The organism is Arthrobacter sp. Y3223166 (assembly GCF_059090935.1).
In genome coordinates this window covers 44,853-67,442 of the sequence record NZ_JBNHGE010000009.1, presented here as the reverse complement: position 1 = coordinate 67,442, position 22,590 = coordinate 44,853, and the positions used below count along the sequence as shown (strand labels likewise).

General features: G+C 66.6%; 24 protein-coding genes and 6 tRNA genes. 19 read left to right on the top strand and 11 right to left on the bottom strand.

Going from position 1 to position 22,590, the window contains the following annotated elements:
* Positions 1-12: 12 nt before the first annotated feature.
* From def to AC5RUH_RS06675, 3 genes are all read right to left on the bottom strand, one after another.
* The gene (gene def, locus AC5RUH_RS06685; protein ID WP_494074541.1) at positions 13-609 is read right to left on the bottom strand and encodes a peptide deformylase; all 597 of its coding nucleotides are present in this window, start codon (positions 607-609) and stop codon (positions 13-15) included.
* Between the two features lie 58 nt (positions 610-667).
* Positions 668-1,540: a cytochrome gene (locus AC5RUH_RS06680; protein ID WP_493999576.1), complete on the bottom strand. Its 873-nt coding sequence runs from the start codon at positions 1,538-1,540 to the stop codon at positions 668-670.
* A gap of 133 nt (positions 1,541-1,673) precedes the next feature.
* Positions 1,674-1,748 (bottom strand) — tRNA-Val (locus tag AC5RUH_RS06675).
* 343 nt (positions 1,749-2,091) lie between these two features.
* On the opposite strand from AC5RUH_RS06675, the gene AC5RUH_RS06670 reads away from it, so the two are divergent.
* The 6 genes from AC5RUH_RS06670 to AC5RUH_RS06645 all read left to right on the top strand — a co-directional run bounded on the left by AC5RUH_RS06670 (position 2,092) and on the right by AC5RUH_RS06645 (position 3,011).
* Positions 2,092-2,165: transfer RNA gene (locus AC5RUH_RS06670), tRNA-Gly, on the top strand.
* A gap of 61 nt (positions 2,166-2,226) precedes the next feature.
* Positions 2,227-2,297 (top strand) — tRNA-Cys (locus tag AC5RUH_RS06665).
* Between the two features lie 39 nt (positions 2,298-2,336).
* Positions 2,337-2,408: transfer RNA gene (locus AC5RUH_RS06660), tRNA-Val, on the top strand.
* A gap of 38 nt (positions 2,409-2,446) precedes the next feature.
* Positions 2,447-2,520: transfer RNA gene (locus AC5RUH_RS06655), tRNA-Gly, on the top strand.
* Positions 2,521-2,564: 44 nt separating this feature from the next.
* Positions 2,565-2,639 (top strand) — tRNA-Val (locus tag AC5RUH_RS06650).
* A gap of 123 nt (positions 2,640-2,762) precedes the next feature.
* Positions 2,763-3,011 (top strand): antitoxin, encoded by a 249-nt coding sequence (locus AC5RUH_RS06645; protein ID WP_494013873.1) that lies wholly within the window; start codon positions 2,763-2,765, stop codon positions 3,009-3,011.
* Between the two features lie 148 nt (positions 3,012-3,159).
* Here AC5RUH_RS06645 and AC5RUH_RS06640 read toward each other — a convergent pair whose 3' ends face one another.
* Positions 3,160-3,876 (bottom strand): hypothetical protein, encoded by a 717-nt coding sequence (locus AC5RUH_RS06640; protein ID WP_494128198.1) that lies wholly within the window; start codon positions 3,874-3,876, stop codon positions 3,160-3,162.
* A 185-nt stretch (positions 3,877-4,061) separates the two neighbouring features.
* On the opposite strand from AC5RUH_RS06640, the gene AC5RUH_RS06635 reads away from it, so the two are divergent.
* Positions 4,062-4,553 (top strand): hypothetical protein, encoded by a 492-nt coding sequence (locus AC5RUH_RS06635; RefSeq protein ID WP_494128197.1) that lies wholly within the window; start codon positions 4,062-4,064, stop codon positions 4,551-4,553.
* Positions 4,554-4,692: 139 nt separating this feature from the next.
* Here the strand turns inward: AC5RUH_RS06635 and zapE are convergent, their stop codons facing one another.
* Positions 4,693-5,730 (bottom strand): cell division protein ZapE, encoded by a 1,038-nt coding sequence (zapE, locus tag AC5RUH_RS06630; RefSeq protein WP_493999572.1) that lies wholly within the window; start codon positions 5,728-5,730, stop codon positions 4,693-4,695.
* 326 nt (positions 5,731-6,056) lie between these two features.
* Here zapE and AC5RUH_RS06625 point away from each other — a divergent pair, with 326 nt between their 5' ends.
* From AC5RUH_RS06625 to ybaK, 3 genes are all read left to right on the top strand, one after another.
* Positions 6,057-6,962 carry a sulfurtransferase gene (locus tag AC5RUH_RS06625; protein ID WP_494128196.1) on the top strand — a complete coding sequence of 302 codons (906 nt, stop codon included), beginning with the start codon at positions 6,057-6,059 and terminating at the stop codon, positions 6,960-6,962.
* A 70-nt stretch (positions 6,963-7,032) separates the two neighbouring features.
* Complete coding sequence (locus tag AC5RUH_RS06620; protein WP_494128195.1) at positions 7,033-7,494, top strand: SufE family protein; 462 nt, start codon at positions 7,033-7,035, stop codon at positions 7,492-7,494.
* A gap of 2 nt (positions 7,495-7,496) precedes the next feature.
* Positions 7,497-7,988: a Cys-tRNA(Pro) deacylase gene (gene ybaK, locus AC5RUH_RS06615; protein WP_494128194.1), complete on the top strand. Its 492-nt coding sequence runs from the start codon at positions 7,497-7,499 to the stop codon at positions 7,986-7,988.
* Between the two features lie 57 nt (positions 7,989-8,045).
* On the opposite strand, the gene AC5RUH_RS06610 is transcribed toward ybaK, so the two are convergent.
* Positions 8,046-9,284, bottom strand: a complete 1,239-nt coding sequence (locus AC5RUH_RS06610) for an alpha/beta hydrolase family protein (RefSeq protein ID WP_494128193.1) — start codon at positions 9,282-9,284, stop codon at positions 8,046-8,048.
* A 100-nt stretch (positions 9,285-9,384) separates the two neighbouring features.
* On the opposite strand from AC5RUH_RS06610, the gene AC5RUH_RS06605 reads away from it, so the two are divergent.
* The 6 genes from AC5RUH_RS06605 (at position 9,385) to AC5RUH_RS06580 (ending at position 14,562) form a co-directional block, all read left to right on the top strand.
* A complete protein-coding gene (locus tag AC5RUH_RS06605) occupies positions 9,385-9,888 on the top strand; it encodes a hypothetical protein (protein ID WP_494013866.1) in 504 nt (167 codons plus the stop codon).
* 14 nt (positions 9,889-9,902) lie between these two features.
* A complete protein-coding gene (msrB, locus tag AC5RUH_RS06600) occupies positions 9,903-10,325 on the top strand; it encodes a peptide-methionine (R)-S-oxide reductase MsrB (RefSeq protein ID WP_494128192.1) in 423 nt (140 codons plus the stop codon).
* Positions 10,326-10,555: 230 nt separating this feature from the next.
* Positions 10,556-11,935: a DUF6421 family protein gene (locus AC5RUH_RS06595; protein WP_494128191.1), complete on the top strand. Its 1,380-nt coding sequence runs from the start codon at positions 10,556-10,558 to the stop codon at positions 11,933-11,935.
* A 1-nt stretch (position 11,936) separates the two neighbouring features.
* Positions 11,937-12,740: an SDR family NAD(P)-dependent oxidoreductase gene (locus tag AC5RUH_RS06590; protein ID WP_494128190.1), complete on the top strand. Its 804-nt coding sequence runs from the start codon at positions 11,937-11,939 to the stop codon at positions 12,738-12,740.
* 49 nt (positions 12,741-12,789) lie between these two features.
* Entirely contained in the window at positions 12,790-13,857 is a 1,068-nt protein-coding gene (locus AC5RUH_RS06585) for a threonine aldolase family protein (RefSeq protein ID WP_493999563.1), read from the top strand.
* Positions 13,858-13,971: 114 nt separating this feature from the next.
* Positions 13,972-14,562 carry a DUF3000 domain-containing protein gene (locus tag AC5RUH_RS06580; RefSeq protein WP_494001247.1) on the top strand — a complete coding sequence of 197 codons (591 nt, stop codon included), beginning with the start codon at positions 13,972-13,974 and terminating at the stop codon, positions 14,560-14,562.
* Between the two features lie 208 nt (positions 14,563-14,770).
* On the opposite strand, the gene AC5RUH_RS06575 is transcribed toward AC5RUH_RS06580, so the two are convergent.
* The 4 genes from AC5RUH_RS06575 to AC5RUH_RS06560 form a co-directional block, all read right to left on the bottom strand.
* Positions 14,771-15,292 (bottom strand): class I SAM-dependent methyltransferase, encoded by a 522-nt coding sequence (locus tag AC5RUH_RS06575; protein ID WP_494128189.1) that lies wholly within the window; start codon positions 15,290-15,292, stop codon positions 14,771-14,773.
* 263 nt (positions 15,293-15,555) lie between these two features.
* Positions 15,556-15,999, bottom strand: a complete 444-nt coding sequence (locus AC5RUH_RS06570) for an AAA family ATPase (protein WP_494025833.1) — start codon at positions 15,997-15,999, stop codon at positions 15,556-15,558.
* A gap of 107 nt (positions 16,000-16,106) precedes the next feature.
* Positions 16,107-16,790, bottom strand: a complete 684-nt coding sequence (locus AC5RUH_RS06565; RefSeq protein WP_494128188.1) for a response regulator — start codon at positions 16,788-16,790, stop codon at positions 16,107-16,109.
* Positions 16,783-18,210, bottom strand: coding sequence for a sensor histidine kinase (locus AC5RUH_RS06560; RefSeq protein WP_494025832.1), 1,428 nt, complete (start codon positions 18,208-18,210; stop codon positions 16,783-16,785). Before AC5RUH_RS06560 ends, AC5RUH_RS06565 begins: the two co-directional genes overlap by 8 nt.
* Before the next feature lie 361 nt (positions 18,211-18,571).
* Between AC5RUH_RS06560 and AC5RUH_RS06555 the strand changes: the two genes are divergently transcribed.
* The 3 genes from AC5RUH_RS06555 (at position 18,572) to AC5RUH_RS06545 (ending at position 21,489) form a co-directional block, all read left to right on the top strand.
* On the top strand, positions 18,572-19,027 hold the full coding sequence (locus AC5RUH_RS06555; RefSeq protein ID WP_494128187.1) for a hypothetical protein: 456 nt from the start codon (positions 18,572-18,574) through the stop codon (positions 19,025-19,027).
* Between the two features lie 271 nt (positions 19,028-19,298).
* Positions 19,299-19,652: a hypothetical protein gene (locus AC5RUH_RS06550; protein WP_494128186.1), complete on the top strand. Its 354-nt coding sequence runs from the start codon at positions 19,299-19,301 to the stop codon at positions 19,650-19,652.
* A 382-nt stretch (positions 19,653-20,034) separates the two neighbouring features.
* The gene (locus tag AC5RUH_RS06545) at positions 20,035-21,489 is read left to right on the top strand and encodes an HRDC domain-containing protein (RefSeq protein ID WP_494128185.1); all 1,455 of its coding nucleotides are present in this window, start codon (positions 20,035-20,037) and stop codon (positions 21,487-21,489) included.
* Here the strand turns inward: AC5RUH_RS06545 and AC5RUH_RS06540 are convergent.
* Positions 21,427-22,455 (bottom strand): DMT family transporter, encoded by a 1,029-nt coding sequence (locus AC5RUH_RS06540; RefSeq protein ID WP_494128184.1) that lies wholly within the window; start codon positions 22,453-22,455, stop codon positions 21,427-21,429. The two genes, AC5RUH_RS06545 and AC5RUH_RS06540, sit on opposite strands and share 63 nt — an antisense overlap.
* Between the last annotated feature and the right edge of the window lie 135 nt (positions 22,456-22,590).

Sequence of the window (22,590 nt, the reverse complement as noted above, 5' to 3'; positions counted from 1 at the left end):
TGCCGCCTTCCGTCATGCCAGCGGCTGCCCGAAGGAACCCGTGCCCGCCGGGGCGGGCCCGCGGCTGAAGCCGGAGCCGACGTGGGCCGCGCGCTGGGCCTGGGTCTCGCCGGCCACTCCGTTGTATCCCGCGTTGCGGATGGAGCGCAGCGCGTTCTTCCGGTTCTCGCCGGTGAGGTGGTCGATGTAGAGGATTCCGTCCAGGTGGTCGGCCTCATGCTGGAAACAGCGGGCCAGCATCCCTTCGCCCTCGTACTCGACCGGGTTGCCGTGCAGGTCCTGGCCGGTGACTCGTGTCCAGCGGCGCCGGCGCACCGGGTAGCCGAGCGCGGGGATCGACAGGCATCCTTCGGCGACGTCGTCCTGGAAGTCGTCGCTGAGCTCGAGCACCGGGTTGACCACGTGGCCGCGCCGGCCGTCCACGCGGAAGGTGAAGACGCGCAGGCTCACGCCAACCTGCGGGGCGGCCAGCCCGGCGCCGTCGACGTCCTCCATGGTTTCGTCCATGTCCGCCACCAGCTTGGCCAGCTCCGGCCCGAACGCGGTGACCGTTTCCGCCTTGGTCCGCAGCACGGGGTCGCCGATAATCCGGATGCTCAGGATCGCCATGTAGTTCTTGTCCTCACTGTTGCCGCTTCAGTACGCTGCCGTTGGGTTCCGATCCAGTTTAGTGGGCCTGCTGGACCGCCTGCAGGGCCGCCGCAGGGGGCGGCGCTATCGGCAGCAGCGCCCGGCCCGCCTCGGCTACCTGCAGATGCGTTTCCCACGCCCGGCGCAGCGAGCAGAAGCGGTACCAGTGCCATCGAAGCACCTCGGGGTTGGCGCGCATCGGCCGGACTTCCGTCTCACCGATCGCCACGCCCAGCAGCAGCGGATCGTCACCGTGCGCCCACGGCTCCCAGCTCCCCGTCGCGGCGTCGACCAGCGACTCCTGTGCCTTCATGCCGGCCACCAACTGCATGACCACCTTGTCGTTGAGCGCCTTGACCTGACCGTTGCGGTCCGTGCCCTTGGTCTTGAAGTCAATCAGGCAGGTGCGCCCCGCAATCCGGGCCACGAGATCCAGGGTGCCGGCGTATCCGACTTCCTGGTTCCAGACGGTGATCTCCGGGGCTATCGGCTCCACCCCGTAGAGCTGCCACCATTCGTCGAACCTGGCGGCGAAAGCCTCTTCGCCGTTGGCCTTGAGCGCCTCCCGGGCACCCGCAACGTCGTGCTCCCTGTCCAGCGCCCGCAGTGCCACCTGTTCGCAGTAAGCGTGGACGCGGTCCCCGCGCAGCGCGGCGGCATCCCGGTAGCGGTCGGCGGCCAGGGTCGCTTCCTTCGCCAGCGACCGCAGCCGCCCCGGGTCTCCGGCGGCCTCGGCCAGCCTGGCATCGGAGGCCAGGGAGGTGGCTGCCATGTGGGCGAACCAACCGTCCAGCGTGGTCGGCTCCTGCGCGATCACGGTGGTGATGGAGGGAACCGACGGCGGCTCCGAGGTGGAGCGCGCGTACATGCGGCCGTTGGCGGTGGCATGCGCAAGAAGTGGTGCAGTCATAAGGAAATCTTCTCAGGTTCCACTGACCGTTCCGGTCCGCAAGGCACAGGGCCGGCGCGACGGCGGCCGGCCCCGCGCCCGTTAACGAAACATCCCCGGCCAGGCGATGCTGCCTGGCCGGGGATGTTTTCCGTGGTGGGCGATACTGGGTTCGAACCAGTGACCTCTTCGGTGTGAACGAAGCGCGCTACCACTGCGCCAATCGCCCGGGCTTGCTGCCGGATGCGCCGGGCGCTTCCTGCAACGTCTAGAAATGCTAGCCCACCGAGGCGCTGAAACAAAAATCGCCCGGCCACTGCGCCTGGGCAGTTGTTACCTGTGTGGTCTTTGGGGCGGGCGAGGAACGGGACCGCGGGTGGGCCACGGAACGGGTCGGCGGGCCCGCCGCCGCGTCGATAGCCTCCGGGCCGACCGGCCCGCGTCGTTTCACCCGCCACAGCGTCGATTGGACGAAGCGGGAATCGTCCTATAGAGTTTTTACTCGTTGGAAATCACAGCGACGCCGCGAGCCGTTCGATGAAGGATCGCGGAAAAAGTGATGGAAAACTTTTGCGGACGTAGCTCAGCTGGCTAGAGCACCACCTTGCCAAGGTGGATGTCGCGGGTTCGAATCCCGTCGTCCGCTCGCAAGTCACTGTAACGTGCCAGCGTCGCTGGCCGGTCCTAGCGCAACTGCGAATAGGCACGGTGGGGTGGCCGAGAGGCGAGGCAGCGGCCTGCAAAGCCGTATACGCGGGTTCGAATCCCGTCCCCACCTCGTTTGCGGCGACACAGCAAACATCTCGTGAGAGATCACGGGCGATTGGCGCAGCGGTAGCGCGCTTCCCTGACACGGAAGAGGTCACTGGTTCGATCCCAGTATCGCCCACTGGAACGCAGTCCGGAGTGATCCGGAAACCGTTTCGCGCGGACGTAGCTCAGCTGGCTAGAGCACCACCTTGCCAAGGTGGATGTCGCGGGTTCGAATCCCGTCGTCCGCTCTCTTTTTCAGCGTTTTCTCCAGCGGCCCGCCTCGGGCACACCGGGGCGATTGGCGCAGCGGTAGCGCGCTTCCCTGACACGGAAGAGGTCACTGGTTCGATCCCAGTATCGCCCACCACTCCACGGCTCCCCCGGCGGGAGCCCTCCTTGTTTAAGCCGTCTACTCCGTTGAGCGCCCGCGGCGCGGTGCCTACGATGGATGTGCAGGGGCGAAAGGCCCCCCGTCGGAAAGGAGGTGGCTGTGTCTGTATTTGACGAGCTCAAGGGCAAGGCCGGAGGACTCAAGGACAAGGCAGCCGGTCTCGTGGGAGAACACTCTGGCAAGATCAAGGGTGCCGTCGGCAGCACCGGTGACTACATCGACGCCAAGACCGGCGGTAAGTATTCCAAGCAGGTAGGCGGCCTGCAGGCCAAGGCATCCCGTTTCGTCGACACGTTCGGTGACAGGGATGGCCAGGCACCGTCCGACGGGAACACTCCGTCCGCCTAGTCCTGGGCACGCCAAGGAGGGTGCCGGACCGCCGGGAGGCGAGCCGGCACCCTTTGTCGTGAGGCCGCTTATTCGCCCGTGCGTGCCTTGCGGTCCGGCGGACCCGTCAGCCCGTCCCATTCCTGCGCCGCTGCTCGGCAACTGATAGCTAACCGGGTGGGAGCCTGGAGGCCAAGGCGCGAGTGTAGCTCTCGGGATCGTCATGGGTCTGCGCCGAGACGACGAGATGCCTTGGGCTGATGCGCTTGGCGTAGTCCCCCTGATAAGGCATGACCAGGACGGTGTCCAAACCTGTTTTCCAAGCGGCAATCAGAGCCGGCAGACAGCGGCGTTCGGGGTGTAGTTCAACAGGGAGCATGTGGTTGGGCTGCAGCTGGATTTGCCAATGGTTGAAGCCGTCGATGTCCACGCCATCCCAGCCGTATTCGGTAGTCCAGCCCGGCGGGAAGGCCACGTGTCTCTCCTGATCGGAGCGGATTTCCGGCGTTGGATGCTGGTTCTTCTGGTCCCCCGTGTCGTACCAGGCCCAAGCTCGTTCCCAAGCCTGCTGCCAACGGGCGCCCCACTCAGTCCTGTCTGCAGTGGCAGGCAGTCGCGAGGCACCGGGCTTCGGTGCCGGGTTCAACTCGGGAATGGCGACATCCGGGGCAATATTCCAAACGCTACGGATGAAGAGCAGGAGCGATAGGTGGTTCGGCGCGACTTTTACAGAGATGACCATGTCCTGCGGCCAGGGGTTATCTGGCCGGGGCTGATTGGATCTCATGAATTCCCTTTCGAGATTTTGATTCCTCGTCCGCTCCAGCTCGGTCAGGTAAGTGTCCCACCATAGGACCGGCACAGAACCGCACAGTGCCTCCTGCACCTACTTCTCACCAAGCTCCAGATCCTCCACATCCTCTGTCCCCAAGAAATCGACTGCCTCGGCCAGGCCCTGGTCATCTGGCCGCATCAACATGAAGTTATGCTTCGCAGCGTCCCACCCTTCCTCTCCATGCTGTTCCGCCGCTACCGTGACGCAGACCGTTGTACATCAAACAAGGGGCGGTCATGCATGCGACAGCCAAACTGACGACTGGGGTTGTCGTACTGCTGGCGTTGTCCGGCTGTGGAAGTTCAACATCCGGAGGAACCGCCGTCCAAGAACCAGCCGGCACGGCAGGGGTGAACGATCCAGACGCGCAGATGCATCCCGAACTGCTCAAAGTCTCGCCTTCTCCTACTAAACCAGGGCAGACCATCAAGGTCCGATTCCCCGAGGAAACTTCCCGGGGAATCCCCTGGGTTCTGGAAGAACAGGACGGCAACAGCTGGCTTGTCCGCTACTACCTCATTGCCACGACCGATGACGACGGCGGCTCTGGTTCCCCAACATGGTGGCCTGCGAACGACCCCAAGGGCCAAACCTGGAAGGATATTGGCGTCGAGGGACCTGGCCCAGACACCCTCATCATTCCGGACAGCATTCGCCCCGGAACGTACCGGCTGTGCACGGCCAACAGCATGCCGAACATCTGCACCATGCTTGGCATCACGGAGTAGGGGCGCCCGGTCTCGGCCATTCGGCGGGGTCGCGTAGTTGAACACCGCGTCGGTCGCGTCGGTTGCCCGGTCGTATCGTCATCAGGCGCAGGGCATTACTCCTGCACAGTGGCGGCATGTGCGCGCCCGGCTGCGGGAGCTAGGCCGCTGGTTCGCCGGCCTGGCCCTCGCGGGCCAGCGCGGTCAGGCGGGATACCGCCCGGAAATACTTCTTCATGTAGCCGCCGGACATCATTTCCGGGGTGAAAAGCTCATCGAACGGCACGCCGCTGGCGATGATCGGCACGTCCTTGTCGTAGAGCCGGTCGGCCAGCACCACGAACCGCAGGGCCACGGCCTGCTCGGTGATCGTGTGCACGTTATGCCAGGCCACCGCGTCCACGCCGTCGAGAAACTGCTTGTACCGGCTGGGATGCACCCCGGCCAGGTGGTTGACGAGATCGGAGAATTCGTCGGCGGCCACCACCTTGCCATCGAAGTCATGCAGCCGCCGCTTAAGTTCGTGGTCGCTGAGCGGCTCGGGGGCGGCCGGAAGCCCCCGGTGCCGGTAATCCTCGCCGTCCACCCGGATGACCTCGAACTGGTCGGACAGCACCTGGATTTCCCGTTGGAAATCGACGGCGGCAAAGCGTCCCTCCCCCAGCGAACCCGGCAGGGTGTTGGAGGTTGCCGCAAGCTTGACCCCGGCGTCGGCGAGCTCGCGCATCAGCCGCGACATCAGCACGGTGTCACCGGGATCATCCAGTTCAAACTCGTCGATGCACACGAGGCGGTAGCTGCTGAGCGCTTCCACGGTTTTGCGGAACGACAAGGCGCCGACCAGGTTGGTGTACTCCACAAAGGTGCCGAAGGCCTTCGGGCCGTCGACGGCGTGCCACAGCGAGGCGAGCAGGTGGGTCTTGCCCACGCCGAACCCGCCGTCGAGGTAAATGCCGGAGTGGCCCTCCGGCTTGCCGCCGCCAAACAGCTTCTTCAAGCCCTTGGGCTTGGGCCGGTCGACCACAACCGCAAAACGCTGCAGCGCAGTCACGGCCTCGCTCTGGGACGGCTGGGCCGGGTCCGGGCGGTAGCTGGCGAAGGATACTTCGCCGAAGCGCGGCGACGGGTGCAGGCCCGCCAGCAGTTCGTCCACGGACACCTTCGGCGTCCGGCGTGAAAGCTGTTCAATCTGGGGCACGTAGGCTAACCGCTGCCTTCCTGACATGGGCTCGGAGAATGCACAGCGGCCGGAATGCCGCCAGCAAAACGATACGCTACCCCGCCCGCCGGCGGCAGCCGGTGTAAGCCAGGCCACAGCGGGGCCGGCGGGCCACGGTGCTCCGGCCGGCGCACCCAGGCGCTCCTCCCTGCGGGCCCAGGCGCTCCGCCCGGCCACGATGTGACGCGGGGTGAGGCCCCGGAAGCTTTTGCCTGCTCCGGTGGTTAGGCTAAACAGAAGTCCCCGGCCGTTTTGCACGGCCGTCTGCACGCTATGGAAAGCTGCACGTCAAGGAAAGGTTTGCCATGCCCATTGCCGCCGAGCACAACGAGAAGTTTGCCGCCTACGCCAACCCCGACCGCCTGGTCTCCACGCAGTGGCTGGCTGAAAACCTGGGCGCGGACGGGCTGGTGGTCGTGGAGTCCGACGAAGACATCCTGCTGTACGAGACCGGCCATATTCCGGGCGCGGTGAAGATCGACTGGCACACCGACCTGAATGATCCGGACACCCGCGACTACGTGGACGGCGAGGGCTTCGCCGCGCTGCTCGGTTCCAAGGGCATCAGCCGGGACACCACCGTGGTGCTCTACGGGGACAAGAGCAACTGGTGGGCGGCCTACGCGCTCTGGGTCTTCACCCTGTTTGGCCACGAAGACGTGCGGTTGTTGGACGGCGGCCGTGACAAGTGGATCGCGGAGGGCAGGGAGCTGACCACCGAGGTGCCGCGGCCCGAGGCGGTTGACTACCCCGTCGTCGAGCGCAACGACGCGCCCATCCGGGCCTTCCTCACCGACGTGCTGGACCACTTCGGCAAGCCGCTGGTGGACGTCCGCTCCCCGGAGGAATACACCGGCGTGCGCACCACCATGCCCGCCTACCCCGAGGAAGGGGCCCTGCGCGGGGGCCACATTCCGACGGCGGCGTCCGTGCCGTGGGCGCGGGCGGCGGCCGAGGACGGGACGTTCCGTTCCCGCGAAGAGCTCGAGGCCATCTACCTGGACGAGGCCGGGCTGAAGCCGGGCGACGACGTGGTGGCGTACTGCCGGATCGGCGAGCGGTCCAGCCACACGTGGTTCGTGCTCAAGTACCTGCTGGGCTTCGACACGGTCCGCAACTACGACGGCTCGTGGACGGAATGGGGCAATGCCGTGCGCGTGCCGATCGTCAGGGGCGCCGAGCCCGGCGAAATCCCCGCCTCGGCCCGCTGAGGAATAGCCGGCGGGCACGCAACGTTGACGTAACGAGCCCGAAACTGCAAGAGAGAGCGCAAGTATGACCGTGACCGAGCAGGCGATTCCCGAACCGCTGGCAGAAATCATCGACGACTTCCAGGCGGTCAGCGAGGCCGAGCGGCTGCAGCTGCTGCTGGAGTTCTCCCGGGAGCTGCCCGAGCTGCCGGAACGCTTCGCCGGGCATCCGGAACTGCTGGAGCAGGTGGTGGAATGCCAGTCTCCTCTCTTCCTGACCCTGGAGCTGGGCGACGACCCGGACCAGGACGTGCAGATCTACTTTTCGGCTCCGCCGGAAGCCCCCACCACGCGTGGCTTCGCCTCCGTGCTGCACGAGGGGCTCAACGGGCTGCCGGCAGAGCAGATCCTGGCCGTTCCCGACGATATCGCCGAGCACCTGGGCCTGACCCGTGCCATCACCCCGCTGCGGATCCGCGGCATGTCCGCCATGCTGTACCGCATCAAGCGCCTGATCACCGAGGCACGGCAACTGCGCGCCGCCTCGGCCTGACGGTGGCCAGGCACAAACCATCCGCCGGAACCCCCGCCACCACGCTGCTGCAGCGGGCGGGGGTTCCGCACGTGCTGCACACCTATGCCCACGACCCCGCGGCGCCCAGCTTCGGCCTTGAGGCCGCGGAGGCGCTGGGGATGGATCCCGCCCGCGTATTCAAGACCCTGATGGCCGTCGTGGACGAATCGCTGACGGTCGCCGTCGTGCCGGTCAGTTCCAGCCTGGACCTGAAGAAACTGGCCGCAGCGTTGGGCGGGAAGCGCGCAGCCATGGCAGACCCGCAGGTAGCCCGGCGGCGCACCGGGTATGTGCTGGGCGGGATATCGCCGCTGGGGCAGAAACACGCCAGCCCCACGGTGCTGGATTCCACCGCCCGGGACTTCGGCGCCATCCTGGTCTCGGGCGGCCGCCGCGGGCTGGATATCGAGATCGCCCCGGCGCACCTGGCCGCGCTGACGGGCGCGTCCTTCGCCCCGCTGAAGGCCGGATAAGGACCTGGCCGAGCGGAGGGGCGCGTCCTTTTCCCCGCTGAAGGCCGGATGAGGGCCCTAGCCGACCGGACGGAGCACCCGCGTCAACCAGGACGTGACGACGCGCTCCCAGCGTTCGGGGTCCACGTTCCATTCGCGGGTGTGACCGGCCCCGCTGAAGGGCTCGAACGTGACCAGCGGGTTCTTCTCGGCCAGCGCCGCCGACGGGCCGTGCGGCACGAAGTCGTCCTCCTCGCTGTGCACGATCAGCGTCGGCACCTGCAGCTCGTCGGCCCGGGCCACCCAGTTCATCATCTTCAGGTCCAGCGGGGCGGCGAGGCCGGTCAGCAGCCGTCCGGCCTTGTTCGAGATCAGCCACTGCGAGAACTGCCCCACGGCATCCGGTATCCGGTTCAGCTTCGCCTGGTGGGCCAGCACGTCGGTCCAGTCAATCACCGGGGCGTCCAGCACCAGCGCACGGATCCGGCTCCGGTAGCGGGACTGGTCGGCTGCCTGCAGGCTGATCGCCCCGCCCATCGACCAGCCGAACAGCACCACATCCTCCGCCCCGTTCGCCAGGGCGAACCCGATCGCCGCCTCGACGTCGCGCCATTCGGTCATGCCCAGCCCGTAGCGGCGGTCCGGGGCGGAGGGGGCTTCGCCGTCGTTCCGGTAGGAGATCAGCAGCGACGCCATGCCCAGCCCGCGGACCGACCGGACGGCGCGGATGCCCTCTGCCCGGGACGCACCCCGGCCGTGCACCATGATGGCCCAGGTTTTCGCCTCCGCCTCGGCGCGGACCAGCCAGGCCGGCGCAATGCCGCCTTCCACCTCGATGTCGACTTCCTCGTTGGCCAGCCCGACGGCGGCCGGGTCCGGGTAGGCCGCACCGCCCCACCAGCCGCGCGTGGCGGCGGCGAGGTCGCCGGCATACACCTGCTCGACCCTGCGCTGGACCGTGCCTTCCCGCGGCGAGTAGGACGTCACCTCGCCCACCCGCGCCACGGATCGTCCGCCGTCGAAATAGACGCTGTAGACGCCCGGCGCCGTGGTGTCCGGGGTGGCCGGCAGGATGATTTCCTGCTGCGGGCCGGTTCCGACCACGGCCAGGATTTCCAGGTCCTGGACGTGCTCGCGGACCGGGGTGAGCACCTGGCGGGCGAAATAGGAGGCCAGTCCCGACGTCGCTCCGGCCAGCACCGATCCGGCTCCGGCTCCTGCCAAGGCACCGAGCAGCAGCCAGCGGGCACGGGGCAGCTGGCCGTCGCCGGCGGAGGTGTTCCGGCCGGACCGGTCTGAGCGTTCGAACACAGCCATGGGTCCATTCTTGCCGGTGCCGGTGCCGACCGCTAACCGGCGCGGCCGTCGGCGCGCCGCGTTGTTGTCCCCCGCTTGTGCTGCTGATTAGGCTGGGCGCATGACCGAAACCATCGTCGTGCTGACCGAGGAACCGCTCAACGACGCCGACCTGCAGAATTTCGGCTGGCTGGCCGGCGAGCAGACCGCCGCCGGGCAGACCACCTTCCGGGTGCTGATTCCGGAGGACACCAAGCGGAACCTGCTGCTCGATTTCGTCGAGCGGCTGAGCCTGCTGGAGGTCGGCACCGCATTCCGCGAGCTGGCGCACGGCCAGCCGACTCCGGAAGAGGCCCGGCACGAGGCCGACGAAGCCAGGCGCATCTCCGCCAGGCTGCTGGCGGAAGCGGGCTTCAACGCCACCGTGGACATCGTCGAGGACGACGGCGTGTCCGCCCTGGTCAAGTACGTCGCGGAACATCCCGCCGACCGGGCCGTTGTCATCACCCGGCCGCATTCCATTTCCGATACCTTCCATACCGACTGGGCCAACCGGGCACAGGACAAGCTGGGCATTCCGGTCCTGCACCTGTACTCGGGCTCGGGATACATTGGCGACTCGTGAACGTTGGAGAGACTATGAGCAACACAGAGGCCGGACAGTTCCCGGTGACCAAGACCGATGATGAATGGCGGCAGGAGCTGAGCCCGGAGGAATACCATGTGCTCCGCGAGGCCGGCACGGAGCGGCCCTACACCGGCGAATACTGGGACACCCATACCGAGGGGGTCTACAGCTGCCGCGCCTGCGGAGCCGAATTGTTCACCAGCAAGGAGAAGTTCGACTCCCACTGCGGCTGGCCGTCCTTCTGGTCGCCGCTGGCCGAGGGCACGGTGCGCTACCTGCGGGATTCGACTATGGGGATGGAGCGGATCGAAGTCCGCTGCGCCAGCTGCGACTCGCACCTCGGGCACGTGTTCGAGGGCGAGGGCTACGGGACCCCCACGGATCAGCGCTACTGCATCAACTCGGTGTCACTGACGCTGAAGGACACGCAGTAGCTTTTCGTACCGCGCCTCCCCGGGCGCCTTCGGCGCTTCCACGTTTCATCTGATTCAAGCCCGGCCAGCACGAGCCGGGCTTAATCATTCCCGCCCGCCGAGGGGCTGAGCATTACACTTCCTAACCTCCGGCCGCTTTTGACATAAGTAGTGCTGTTGCCTTGCTACGCTCGCTGCATATTCGACGTGAGGCGCCGGGAGACCCGGCCCGACGGAAAGGCGAGGCGACGATGACCATCACCCCCACCCGCAGCAACTCCAGTGCCGCCGTGCACGGCAACCCGGCGCAGCACCCGGCATGGCTGCGCCTGAAAGAGGCGGCCACCGCACTGCGCGGACTCCAGGTCCACGACGGCTCGGTACCGGACGACGGCAACAAACCCGCTGCCGCCGGGCACACGGACGTGATCATCGACGCCATCGGCCAGCTGGCCCCGCTGTTCGAACACGACGCCGACTACCTGGAGAAACTGGTGGTGGACTTCCGCCGCTGGCGCGACGGCGGATTCGGCGTCCCGGACTTCCTGGACTCGCTGCTGGCGTTCCAGCCGCAGCAGCACCGGATCAACGGCCTGCGGCACCTGGTGGTCTTCCCGATGTACACGCAGAACGGCAGCAGCGACCGGTTGGTCGAAGCCGTGCTGATCGAGGTCATCTGGCCGGACTTCATCGGCGAACTGGAATCGGGCTCCTACTCCAACAAGCTGTTCGTGCCCATCCGCTTCCTGGACTTCACGGCCGGCTACGACACCAACTCGGCCGTGCTCTTCCCGGAGACCGTGGCCGTGCGGGAAACCCCCGCCTTCACCTGGGGCGCCATCTTCGCCGACCGCGAGGCGGCCCGGTTCCGCACGGTGGTCCGCGCCGCGGCCGACATCACCTCGCTGGACCTGCCGGAAGAAGCTGCGGCCCTGCTCGATGACCAGCAGTTGACGCAGGAAACTTTTGTCATGTGGGACCTGATCCACGACCGCACGCACATGCGCGGCGACCTGCCCTTCGACCCGTTCATGATCAAGCAGCGGATGCCGTACTTCCTGTACTCGCTGGAGGAACTGCGCTGTGATCTGACCGCCTTCCGCGAGTCGGTGCGCCTGGCCCAGGACGCCACCGCGTCCGATCAGGTCCGCAGGCACGCCCGGCTGGTGCAGTACGCGGTGATCTTCGACCGGATCTTCCGCTTCGCCATCACCGGCAACCGGGTGCGCAACTACGACGGCCTGGGCGGCCAGCTGCTGTTCGCCTGGCTGCACCAGCACCGGGTGCTGCACTGGACGGACGGCAAGCTCTCCATCGACTGGGACAACGTGGCGGACGCCGTCGTCGCCCTGGGCGGGGAAATCGAGGAGCTGTACTGGCGCTCCATCGACCGGCCCAAGGTGGCCCACTGGCTGGCCGCCTACGAGATGCTGACCAAGACACTGACCCCGCACCCGGCCTCGGTCTGGGCCAAGGGCCCCGAGGCCCTGCCGCTGACAGGGCTGCCGCGCGAGGTCACCGACCAGGTCATGGACGACGAGTTCCCGCTGTCGATGTTCTACGAGGCCCTCTCGCGGAAGATGAAGCCGGTGATCGAATCCACCTCGGGGATCACCGGAGAGTCGGCCTGACATGGCCGCCGCCGAATACCAGCGCAACGGCGACGGGCCGCCCGATGCCGAACGGCTGCTGGCCGCCGCGCCCGGCCCCGGCCGCCTCGCCGGCCTCACGGTGGTCGTCGCCGGCGCATCCGGCGCCTCCGGCCAGGCCGTCACCGCTGCCCTGACCGGCGCGGGTGCCACCGTGCTGGCGGTCGGCAGTAGCAAGGACCGGCTCGACGCCGCCTATGCGGAGAACGATGCCGTGGCCTCCTACCAGTGCGACCTCGCCGACCGCCGGGCCGTGGAAGAGCTGGCCGGCGCCGTTGCCGCCGAGCACGGCGGGGCCGACGGACTGATCCACCTGGTGGGCGGCTGGCGCGGCGGCCAGGGCCTGACGGGGCAGTCGGACGAGGACTGGGACTTCCTGCACCGGCAGCTGATCAGCACGCTGCGGAACACCACCCGCGCGTTCTTTTCCCAGCTGGAGGCCTCGGCGTCCGGCCGGGTGGCCATCGTCTCGAGCACGGCAACGGATACCCCCACCGCGTCCGGCGCCAACTACGCTGCCGCCAAAGCCGCCGCCGAGAGCTGGATGTTCTCGGTGGCCGATGCCTTCCGCCGGGCCCAGTCCGGGCGCAAGGAGGATCCCGCCCCCCAGCGCTCTGCCGCCGTCGTCCTGGCCGTCAAGGCCCTGCTTGACGACGCCATGCGCCGGGCCGATCCGGAGAAGGCATTTGCCGGTTTTACCGATGTGGCAGACCTGGGCCGCGCCGCCGCCTCCCTGTTCACGCTGGACGCCGCCCGCCTCAACGGGGAACGCATCCGGCTGGCCTGACCCGGGTCCGGCTGTGACGGCACCCACTGATTAAGGAATACTGAAACACGTGACTGACTCCCCCCTGCTTTCCGGTTCCCTGCACGACACCGACCTGCGCGGCTTCGCCTCGGACAATTACTCCGGCGTCCATCCGGAGGTCCTGACCGCGCTGGCCCACGCCAATACCGGGCACCAGGTTGCCTACGGCGAGGACGCCTACACGGCGCGGCTGCAACAGGTGATCGCCGGACACTTCGGCGACGCCGCCCAGGCTTTCCCGGTGTTCAACGGGACCGGCGCCAACGTGCTGTCGCTGCAGTCGCTGTTGCCGCGGTGGGGCGCCGTCATCTGCACCTCCACCGCGCACATCAACGTGGATGAAAACGGTGCGCCCGAACGCGTGGGCGGGATCAAGCTCCTGGCGGTGCCGGCCGACGACGGCAAGCTCACTCCGGAGCTGATCGACCGGGAAGCCTGGGGCTGGGGGGACGAACACCGCGCGCAGCCGCTGGCCGTGTCCATCACGCAAAGCACGGAGCTGGGCACGCTGTACAGCATCGAGGAAGTCCGCGCCATCGCCGACCACGTGCACGAACGCGGCATGAAGCTGCACATGGACGGGGCCCGGCTGTCCAACGCGGCCGCCTCCCTGGGCACCGACCTGCGCAGCTTCACCACCGACGCCGGGGTGGACATCCTGTCGCTCGGCGGCACCAAGAACGGCCTGCTCTACGGCGAATGCGTCGTGGTGCTGAACCCGGATGCGGCCCACGGGCTGCAGTACCTGCGCAAGATGAACATGCAGCTGGCCTCGAAGATGCGGTTCATCTCCGCCCAGCTCATCGCCCTGTACGACGGCGACCTGTGGCTGCGCTCCGCTTCCCACGCCAACGCGATGGCCGCGCGGCTGCGCGCCGCCGTCGAGGGCGTCGAGGGGCTGTCCCTGACCCAGCCGACCCAGTCCAACGCCGTGTTCGCCGCGCTGCCGCCCGGGGTGGCGGACCGGCTGCGGCAAAAGTTCCGCTTCTACGACTGGGATTCGTCGCGCGGGGAGGTCCGCTGGATGTGCTCCTTCGACACCACCGAAGACGACATCGACGCCTTCGCCGCGGCCATCCGCAGCGAACTCTCCTAGCCCCGCGCCGGGATGCCCTCCGCTCCCCGGCGCGCCTGCCTGACGTCCTGCGGCATCAGGGCCTAATCTGGCTGTGTGAGTGCGATTGATCTCTCTGCAGTGCCGCCTGAGTTCATGCGCGCGCTGTCGGACCTGCGCCAAGCGCAGTGCCGGAATGAACTGCGGCTGGAGGAAATTCCCGCGCCCTCCCGGCTGGCCCCCTTCGCCGTGGCCCTCGGCGCGGAAGTCATCGCCGAACCGGGCCCCCGGCCGCTCCACGGCCCGGTGGTCACCGCCCTGCAGACCGCCGACGGCCCGGAACTGGCCACCGGCCGCTTCATCCTGCTGCACGACCCGGAAGGTTCGGCGGTCTGGGACGGAACCTTCCGGATCGTCACCTACATCCGCGCCGAGCTCGACGCCGACATGGGCAACGACACCATGCTCGGCTCCGTCGCGTGGGACTGGCTGGTGGAAGCCTTGGAGAACCACGGCGCCCCTTACCGCAACGCCGGGGGCACCGCGACCCGCATCCTGTCCGAAAGCTACGGCACGCTGAGCGGGCGGCAGGACTCGATCGACATCGAACTTCGCGCCTCCTGGACGCCTGCCTCCGCCGACATCCGCTCCCACCTGGAGGCGTGGAGCGACATGGTGTGCACCTATGCCGGGTTGCCGCCACTGCCGGAAGGTGTTGCCGCCCTGCCGCACCGCCGCCGCAACTGACCAGCCGACGCCCGCCTGCAGGGCAGCCCGTGTGCCGGCGCGTCCCGCCATTCGGCCGGGCACGAGCCACACGTTACGGACCGGCACCGGGCCGTGGCGAGTTCCCGGGTCAGCGCGGCAACGTGCGCGGCGTAGGGGTAGACCTGCCCAGGCGGCGGTCTCGTAGGAGTACACGATGAGGTAGCTGACAGTGGCCTGCTCATTCTTTTTACCGGACGGAAGCCGTTATGGCGGCATGGGCTCGCTTCCCGGGGTCTTGGCGCGTCTCGACGTCGAGCACATCGAAACCTGCTTCGCTGAGCAAGTGCCCCATCTGCTCGATGGAGCAGTAGTACGCCGTTGTAACAGCGTGTGGGAAAGGCTTGCCCGAAAAACCCTCGAAGAATCCGACGAGTAGTTGCCCGCCCTGGGCAAGGGCACGAGCGATCTCCTTGAGCACGAAGGACAACTCGTCTGGTGGCATGTGGATGAGGGAGTACCAGGCCAGCACACCATCCAGTGATCCATCTGGTACGTCTAGATTACGTAAGGAGGCAACGCGAAAAGGCACATCGGGAAAGCGCCCGCGGGCACTTTCAATGAATTCGGGAACAAGGTCGATCCCTTGCACATTGGCACCGCATTGGTAGAGGAAGTCGGTCCAATGGCCGGGTCCACACCCGGCATCAATCACGCAGCCGTCAATACTTGTCGCCCAACGTCCGATGCGTTGCCGATCCAGCTCGTGCATGTCCTCAACGGAACCAAGAATGCGCGTGTACTCGGCGGCACGTGCCCTATATGCGGCTCGGATAGATTCACTCCCCATGCTGACGAGCGTAGCGGTCAGGGAACAGCACCGAACGATACATGGGCCTGCGCCTCTATGCCGCTCTTTAACCGGGCACTTCGCCAGCATGGCGGCTAGCGTCAAGGACGCCGTGCCGGGCCCCTTACTCTTTGCGTCCCGCCACATGACTCCCAGGTGCCTGCTAGCCGTTCGTTTATCGGGCGTCAGGCCTCATCACACGTCGAGATGAGACGCTCAACCTCATCCGCCAGTTCCGGAACCGGTCGACGACCATCCAGTTCGTGGGACGCCCCTTTCCGAAGCAACGGTTCGACGTCGAGAACGTATTGGCGGATCACGGACTGGTCTGCCTCTGAGCTGCCGTAGGGATTGTTCTTACGAACCGAGACTCGCTCGATGAGGACTTCTACGGGTGCGCTCAGGAGAACAACAGCGGCGAAACGGTCATAGAAGCGACCTTGATTCTCGACAGTCCCCGAGACAACCAGAGACGAATGAGATGCCAGAAGTGCCGTCATCCGCGGTTCATCCCACGTTCCGTCAGGAAGCACCCAGGCGTCGTAGTCGGTGTCGATCGTTCGGTAGCCCCGCCGGGACAACTCGTGCAGCACCGTTGTCTTTCCCACGCCTGGCATGCCGGTGATCAAAACTCGAGACATGACAGCCGGCGTAAACGGTGCGCGAGAGTGCCCGGTAACCGAGATGCACGCACCAAATCAGCGCCCGCAACAGTTATCGAGCAACTGTCGCCTGTTCAGGTGCCCAGTAGGCGGCGTTCGTGGGCGAAGGCGACCAACTGGAGGCGGGTGCGCAGTTCGAGCTTGTCCAGCACGCTGCGCAGGTGGGTTTTGATGGTGGCTTCAGAAACGAACAGACTCTCCGCCATTTCACCGTTGCTCAGGCCTTTTGCCGCGAGCAGGAAGACGTCCCGCTCCCGCACCGACAACACATTAAGTACGGACAAGTCCGGGCCGATAGCGGGAACGGTGCGGGCTGCATGCTCGAAGAGAGAGTGAACGGATCCCGGGGCGATGACGGAGTAGCCGGAATGAACGGTCCGGATCGCCGCCAGTAGAAATTCCGGTTCCGCGCTCTTGAGCAGATACCCGCTCGCCCCGGCCCGCACAACCTGAACCACTGCCTGATCCCTGTTGAACGTGGTCAACGCAATGATCTTCGGCTTATCGATGCCGGCCGCCGCGGCGTGCTGCACGATCCGCCGGGTGGCTTCGACGCCATCCATTACCGGCATACGCAGGTCCATCAGCATCACGTCCGGACGCCGTTCGATTGCAAGGGCCACCGATGCTTCCCCGTCACCGGCCTCTCCCAAGAATTCCAGATCCTCCTGGCTCTCTATCAGCATGCGGATACCCGCCCGGAACAAGGGCTGGTCGTCCACCAGGGCCACGGTGATACGTGTCCCCTCCTCAACCACGGTGGTCCGCTTCCCGTGCGGCCCCTGCCTGCCCGGGAAGGCCCGCTGCGGCGAGAGCCGGCTGGACTTCCGCACTCGAAACGTCACCGAAGGTGTCCCTGGCTTCGGCGCCGACTGCATCGTCCCCCGTCGTCGCTTCCATGGTTCCGTAGGGGATAAAGGCCGTCACCCGGAAGTGTTCGCCGTCCGGCCCGGCCGTCAGCCAGCCACCGGCCAGATGGGCGCGTTCGCGCATACCGGGAAGTCCCCTCCCCACCCGGGACGTGGCCGGATTCGCGGCATCTTCTTGGCCGGTTGCGGCGCCGGACGAGGCCACGTGCAGAGTCAGGCCCGGCCCGCTCCAGTCAAAGTGGAGCTGCACATCGGTGCCGCGCCCGCCATGTTTGAGGGCGTTGGTCAGGCACTCCTGAACGATTCGGAAGACGGCCATCTCCTGCCCGGCAGACAGTTCCACCGGTGTCCCGGACTCGGTCGGGTGAATCTTCAAACTTCCGCGCTGCATGCCTTCGATGAGTTCCGGGATGTCACTCAGCAGCGGCTGGGGCGCCACCATACCGTTATCGTGGACGCCCTCGATCACGCGTTGCGCATCCACCAAGGCGCTCCGGGCGGATCGGGCGATCGTGTCCAGGGCGCTTAGGACGGCTTGGGGCTGGTCCTTGCTCAGGTAGCGGGTTCCATCGGCCTGCGCGGCGACGACTGCCAGCGAATGAGCGAGGACGTCGTGCAAATCCCTGGCGATGCGTGTCCGTTCCTGCTCCACGATCAGGTCGATCTCGGTCTCCTGCAGACTGTTTTGCGCCAGTTCGCGGGCCCGGAACAAACCTCCCCGTTCCTGATACAGCGCCGCCAGTCCGCCGACGGCGGCGCACGCCCCGGCTATCAACAGGAGGAGCGCGAACAACTGCCAGCCATAGTCCTGCAGCATCCACCGGTCGCCGGCCTGCGCCGGGGGGAACCAACCGACACCGTCGCCGTATCGCCACGAAAGCATCAGGAACGCCATGACGGCAGCGGCGGCCACGTTCACGCCCACAGCCATGTACCGCTGCCGGGCCGGGGCAATCCACACGATAAAGCCCAGAGCGACAAACGAGCCAAGGTAAATGGCCCAGTGATTGGCTTCCATCGGCGGCAAAATATGACTTATCTGTCCGGTAAGAAGTGCAACCGTGAACCCAAGAGAGACCAAAGGCTTCCAAGCGGCAGTGGCAACCGCCAGTGTCATCAGCACCAGCGGCCAGTTCCCTGGCCATGACTGCCAGGATCCTCCCATCCTTCCTGCCTCCGCAATACACCACAGTGTAAAGAAAAGGACGGCCGCCACAGGGGCGCCCCAATTCCGCACAAATTTCAAAACCGGTTCCATGCCAGTCACCATATCCACGGCAATCACACAGATCCCGCCGAAATGCTGCAAATCAACCTATTAGCCAAATGAATCATTCTTTGAGCCAGATTTGGTCCGCACCGCACTTCTGGTCTGGTCAGACCCCCCCCGATCGACCCGCACAGCCCGATGATGATCCTTGGTCTGCACAGAAAGCATGCAAACGCTTCCCGGAGCGTAGAGCCAGCATAAGGGAACCCTTTATGTACAGAAGTCTGGTGGCCGTAGTGTTTCGAGGAACAGATGGACGGAGCCATTGGCGTGCTCGCACAAAGTGGGTTCAGTCTCAGGTAAAGAAGTAGGTTTCCAAACCGTGCAATCATCCGCAGCAGATATTTCAAGGGGCAACTCTCCCTGGTGGTCATCCATCTGGGCGAGAACGCTAATCGGCTTGGCCCTGCCTCCCGCGTATGTGCACATCCTGCATCATTTTGTCTACCTCTCCTCGGACGCTGTCCAGACCCCCTCCCAAGAAATTGGGGCCGAGGTGGGTGACGCTGTTCTATGGGGCGCGGTTGCATTGGCAGGTTTCGGATTGCTCGGGATCCTCGTCATGATCTACTTCCCCAACAAACGTCTCGTCGTCCCTGCCTGGTCACTCGGAATCTTGGTGCTGATTATGCTGGCTGACATTTGGCTCGTGACGCTCCTGGGCATAGGAGTTTTCAACGTGCCTCACATGTACGCCCCGGTGACACTTATCGTCACTTGCACTGCACTGGCACAACGGATGACAGCCGAACCTGAACACGGACGATGGCCGTGGATCGGGTTTACACTCGGCGCGGCCCCCTTCTTTGCGGCCACCCTGCTACTAGTAACCGAAATCATTTCCGGTTCCAGATGAGGCAACGACAGGCTCGGAGTGGTCCACCCTCCGGCCCGCGCCAGCGGAGCCGGTAGGGCTTAGCCGCTTGTCTTGCGCACTCTTTGGAAGCTTTTCCTAGCCAAACTTCCCCGCCATTACTTTGATGCAAGGCTAATGGCTGGGGAACCTTACTACTGGGGCACACCGCTCCTAGGCCAAGTGTCCGGCAACACCGTCCGCACCGGGTAGGCTGGGCGAAAATCGATTCGTCCCCGCTCGCACAAACCGGGGTTGATGCGAGGGGGAACAAATGGCTAAGAAACCGTCCATCCTGTTGACTACAGTCTTCTTTCTGACTGCCGGCCTAATCCTTGGCATCAGCACCCTTCCCAGCCAGAGCCTTGCAATTGACACGCCGGATGCCCACCAGCCCTTCGTCGAATGCTCAGCTGACTACGCGGACGGTGCAGGCGCAGAACTGGACCGGAAGAATATGATCGGCGCGGAGAACAGTGTCATCATTTCCCCCGAAGAAATGAAGGTTCTGAGTTTCTCCGAAGCCCAGATCCAAGCCCAGACAGCGAAATGGAACGAGCTTTCCCCGGAAGAACGTGAAGAGCAGTTGTGCCGTGCAGCGCAACAGAACCCGGCCAGCACTCAATAACGCAGAGCGGGCCCTTTCAACCGAAAGTAACCGTTCCTGCGCCGGGCTGAACATAGCCTGACCGAAAGTCCATCGGGCCGGCAAGGATGCAACAAGTACCAAGATCCCTGCGACGACGCCGCTGGAGGCGCTGGCCGAGAAATGTGCGAACACATCCTGCCCGCCGTCGTCCTGGCGCAACCCAGATGAGGGCTCATCCGCAGGAACCCATCCGCTAGCGAAGTCAATTGCAAGTTTGTAATCACCCGGGAGCTGCGGATGCATCAGAAATGGCTGTGGGCTGCCAGGAAGTCGGCGTGCGGCGCTTCATCGCCTCCGATTACGGCATGGCGCGTCCCGCCATTCGGCCGGGCGCATGCTGCTGGCCTAAACTGAACGGATCATGAGCTCCTTGACTTCGGACACGTCCGGGCAGAACAGCCCTGACCAGAGCACTTCCAACGACGCCGCAGAACACCGGGAGCAGACCCCCCAGCTGATCCACCTCGACGCGCCGCGGGATGGCGTTCCGCTGGTCATCGCCAGCGAGTCGGGGCTGCAGCGGGCCGCCGATGCGCTGGCGGCCGGCACCGGTCCGGTCGCCATCGACGCCGAGCGGGCCTCGGGCTTCCGCTACGGGCAGCGCGCCTTCCTGGTCCAGTTGCGGCGCGAGGGTGCCGGCACCTGGCTGATCGACCCCGAGCCGTTTGAGGACCTGAAGCTGCTCAATGACTCCGTGCGCGGCGTCGAGTGGATCCTGCACGCCGCCAGCCAGGATTTGCCCTGCCTGTCCGAGCTGGGCATGTGGCCCGACAAATTGTTCGACACCGAACTCGCGGCCCGGCTGGCCGGCCTGCCCCGGGTGGGCCTGGCCGCCGTGATCGAATCCCTGCTCGGTTTCACGCTGGCCAAGGAGCACTCGGCGGCGGACTGGTCCACGCGCCCCCTGCCCGAGCCGTGGCTGCGCTACGCCGCACTGGACGTCGAGGTGCTCATCGAGCTCCGCGAGGCCCTGATAGACAGGCTGCGCGACGCGGGCAAGCTCGAGTACGCCCTGGAGGAATTCGAGGCGGTGCGCGCCGCGCCGCCGTCGCCGCCGCGCGTCGACCCCTGGCGCCGCACCTCCGGGCTGCACCAGATCCGGGACCGGCGGCAGCTGGCCGCCGTGCGCGAACTCTGGAACGAACGCGAAACGCTGGCCGCCAAGCGCGATGTTGCGCCGGGCCGGCTGATCCCGGACTCGGCCATCGTCGCCGCGGCCAAGGCCATGCCCGCCACCGTCCCGCAGCTGCTGGAGACGCACGGGTTCCACGGCCGGGCCGCGCAGCGCGAGGCACCGCGCTGGCTGCGTTGCGTCGCCACGGCCCGGGGCGAGACGGACCTGCCTCCCCTGCACCTGCCCACCAACGCTCCCCCGCCGCCGCGCTCCTGGGCCGACAAGGACCCGGCCGCCGCGGCCCGGCTGCAAACTGCCCGTCCCCGGCTGGCAAGCCTGGCCGAGCAGTTGGACATGCCGGTGGAGAACCTGCTCACCCCCGACTACCTGCGCCGCACCGCGTGGCGTCCGCCGGAACCCGTCACGGAACAGACGATGGACGCCGCCCTGGCCGAACTCGGCGCCCGCCCCTGGCAGCGAAAACTGACGGCCGGGCTGCTTGCCGAAGCGTACGCCAACCCGGAGCCGCTGGCACTCAAGGAGAACCCTGAGCCCGAGGCGGCCACCGGCGGCGGCGCTGTCGGCGCCTCCACGCGCCGGCGGACTTCCACGGCAACTGTTGCAGGGCCCGCCGATTCTTCAGCGGGGGCGGTGTCCGGCTCCATCCGGCGGCGCCGGCGTGAACGGCATTCCCCTGCCTGACCGCCCCTGCCGCGCCGGCGCGGGAGCCGGGCGGCGGCCGCGCAGGGTCAGGACGGCGAGGCTCGCGATGACCAGGGCGACGCCGAACCAGCCGGCCGGCGGCAGCCGCTCGCCCACCACCAGCACGGCGAGCACGGCGGCCACGACAGGCTCCGCCAGCGAAAGCGTTGTGGCGGTGCTGGCGCGGACCCGCGCGAGGCCGAGGCCGAACAACACGTAGCCGGCGAACATGGGGACCAGTGCCATGTAGGCCCCCACGGCGACGTTGCCCCACGAGGCCAGCAGCGGAGCGCCGGTGGCCAGCAGCACCGGCATCAGCAACAGTCCGCCCAGGCCGAACATGGCGCCCATGGCGGCGCGTGCGGGCACTCCGCCGCCGATGATCCGATGCGCCGCCCAGGAGTAGAGGGCGTAGGTCAGTCCCGCCAGCAGGCCCAGGGCAATGCCCGCCATTGTGCCGCCCGCGCCCCCGGCAGCGTCGCCGTCCGCGGCACCGTTGCCGCCGCCGCCCGCGGCCGCGAAACACAGCAGTGCGGTTCCTGAGAGCCCCAGCACGGCGGCGCCGGCCCAGCGGGCCCCCAGGATGTGCCGGTCGGCAGCCCGTTCGATGAGCGCGGACGCCAAGGGAGCGGAGCCGATGCTCACCACCGTGCCGACGGCAACGCCGGCCAGGCGCATGGAACTGTAAAAGGCCAACGGGTACACGGCAACGGCCACCGCCCCCAGAAGTACCAGCTTCCACTGCACCCGCAGTTGCGGCCGGGCACGATTCATCGGCCACAGCGCGGTCAGCGCCTGAAAAAGCCCGCCCACTCCCATGGCCACCGCGCCGATGGCAAGCGGTCCGACGCCGGGCGCGAAGGTGGCGGCCGTTCCGGTGGTTCCCCACAGCACCGACGCCGCCAGCACCAGGAAGGCGCCGGCAGAGGCCTCCGCCGGACGATACCGCTGTTCTTCCGCTTTCATGTCTCCTCGCCGCTTGCCTGCCGCCCAGCGTAGCCGCCGGACCGCAGCCGCTGCATTGTTCCGGGGCACCACTACGGCGTGCTTGCTGCTTAAGTTACCGGCGGGTAACATCATGGTCAGCACTGTGTTCCGCAT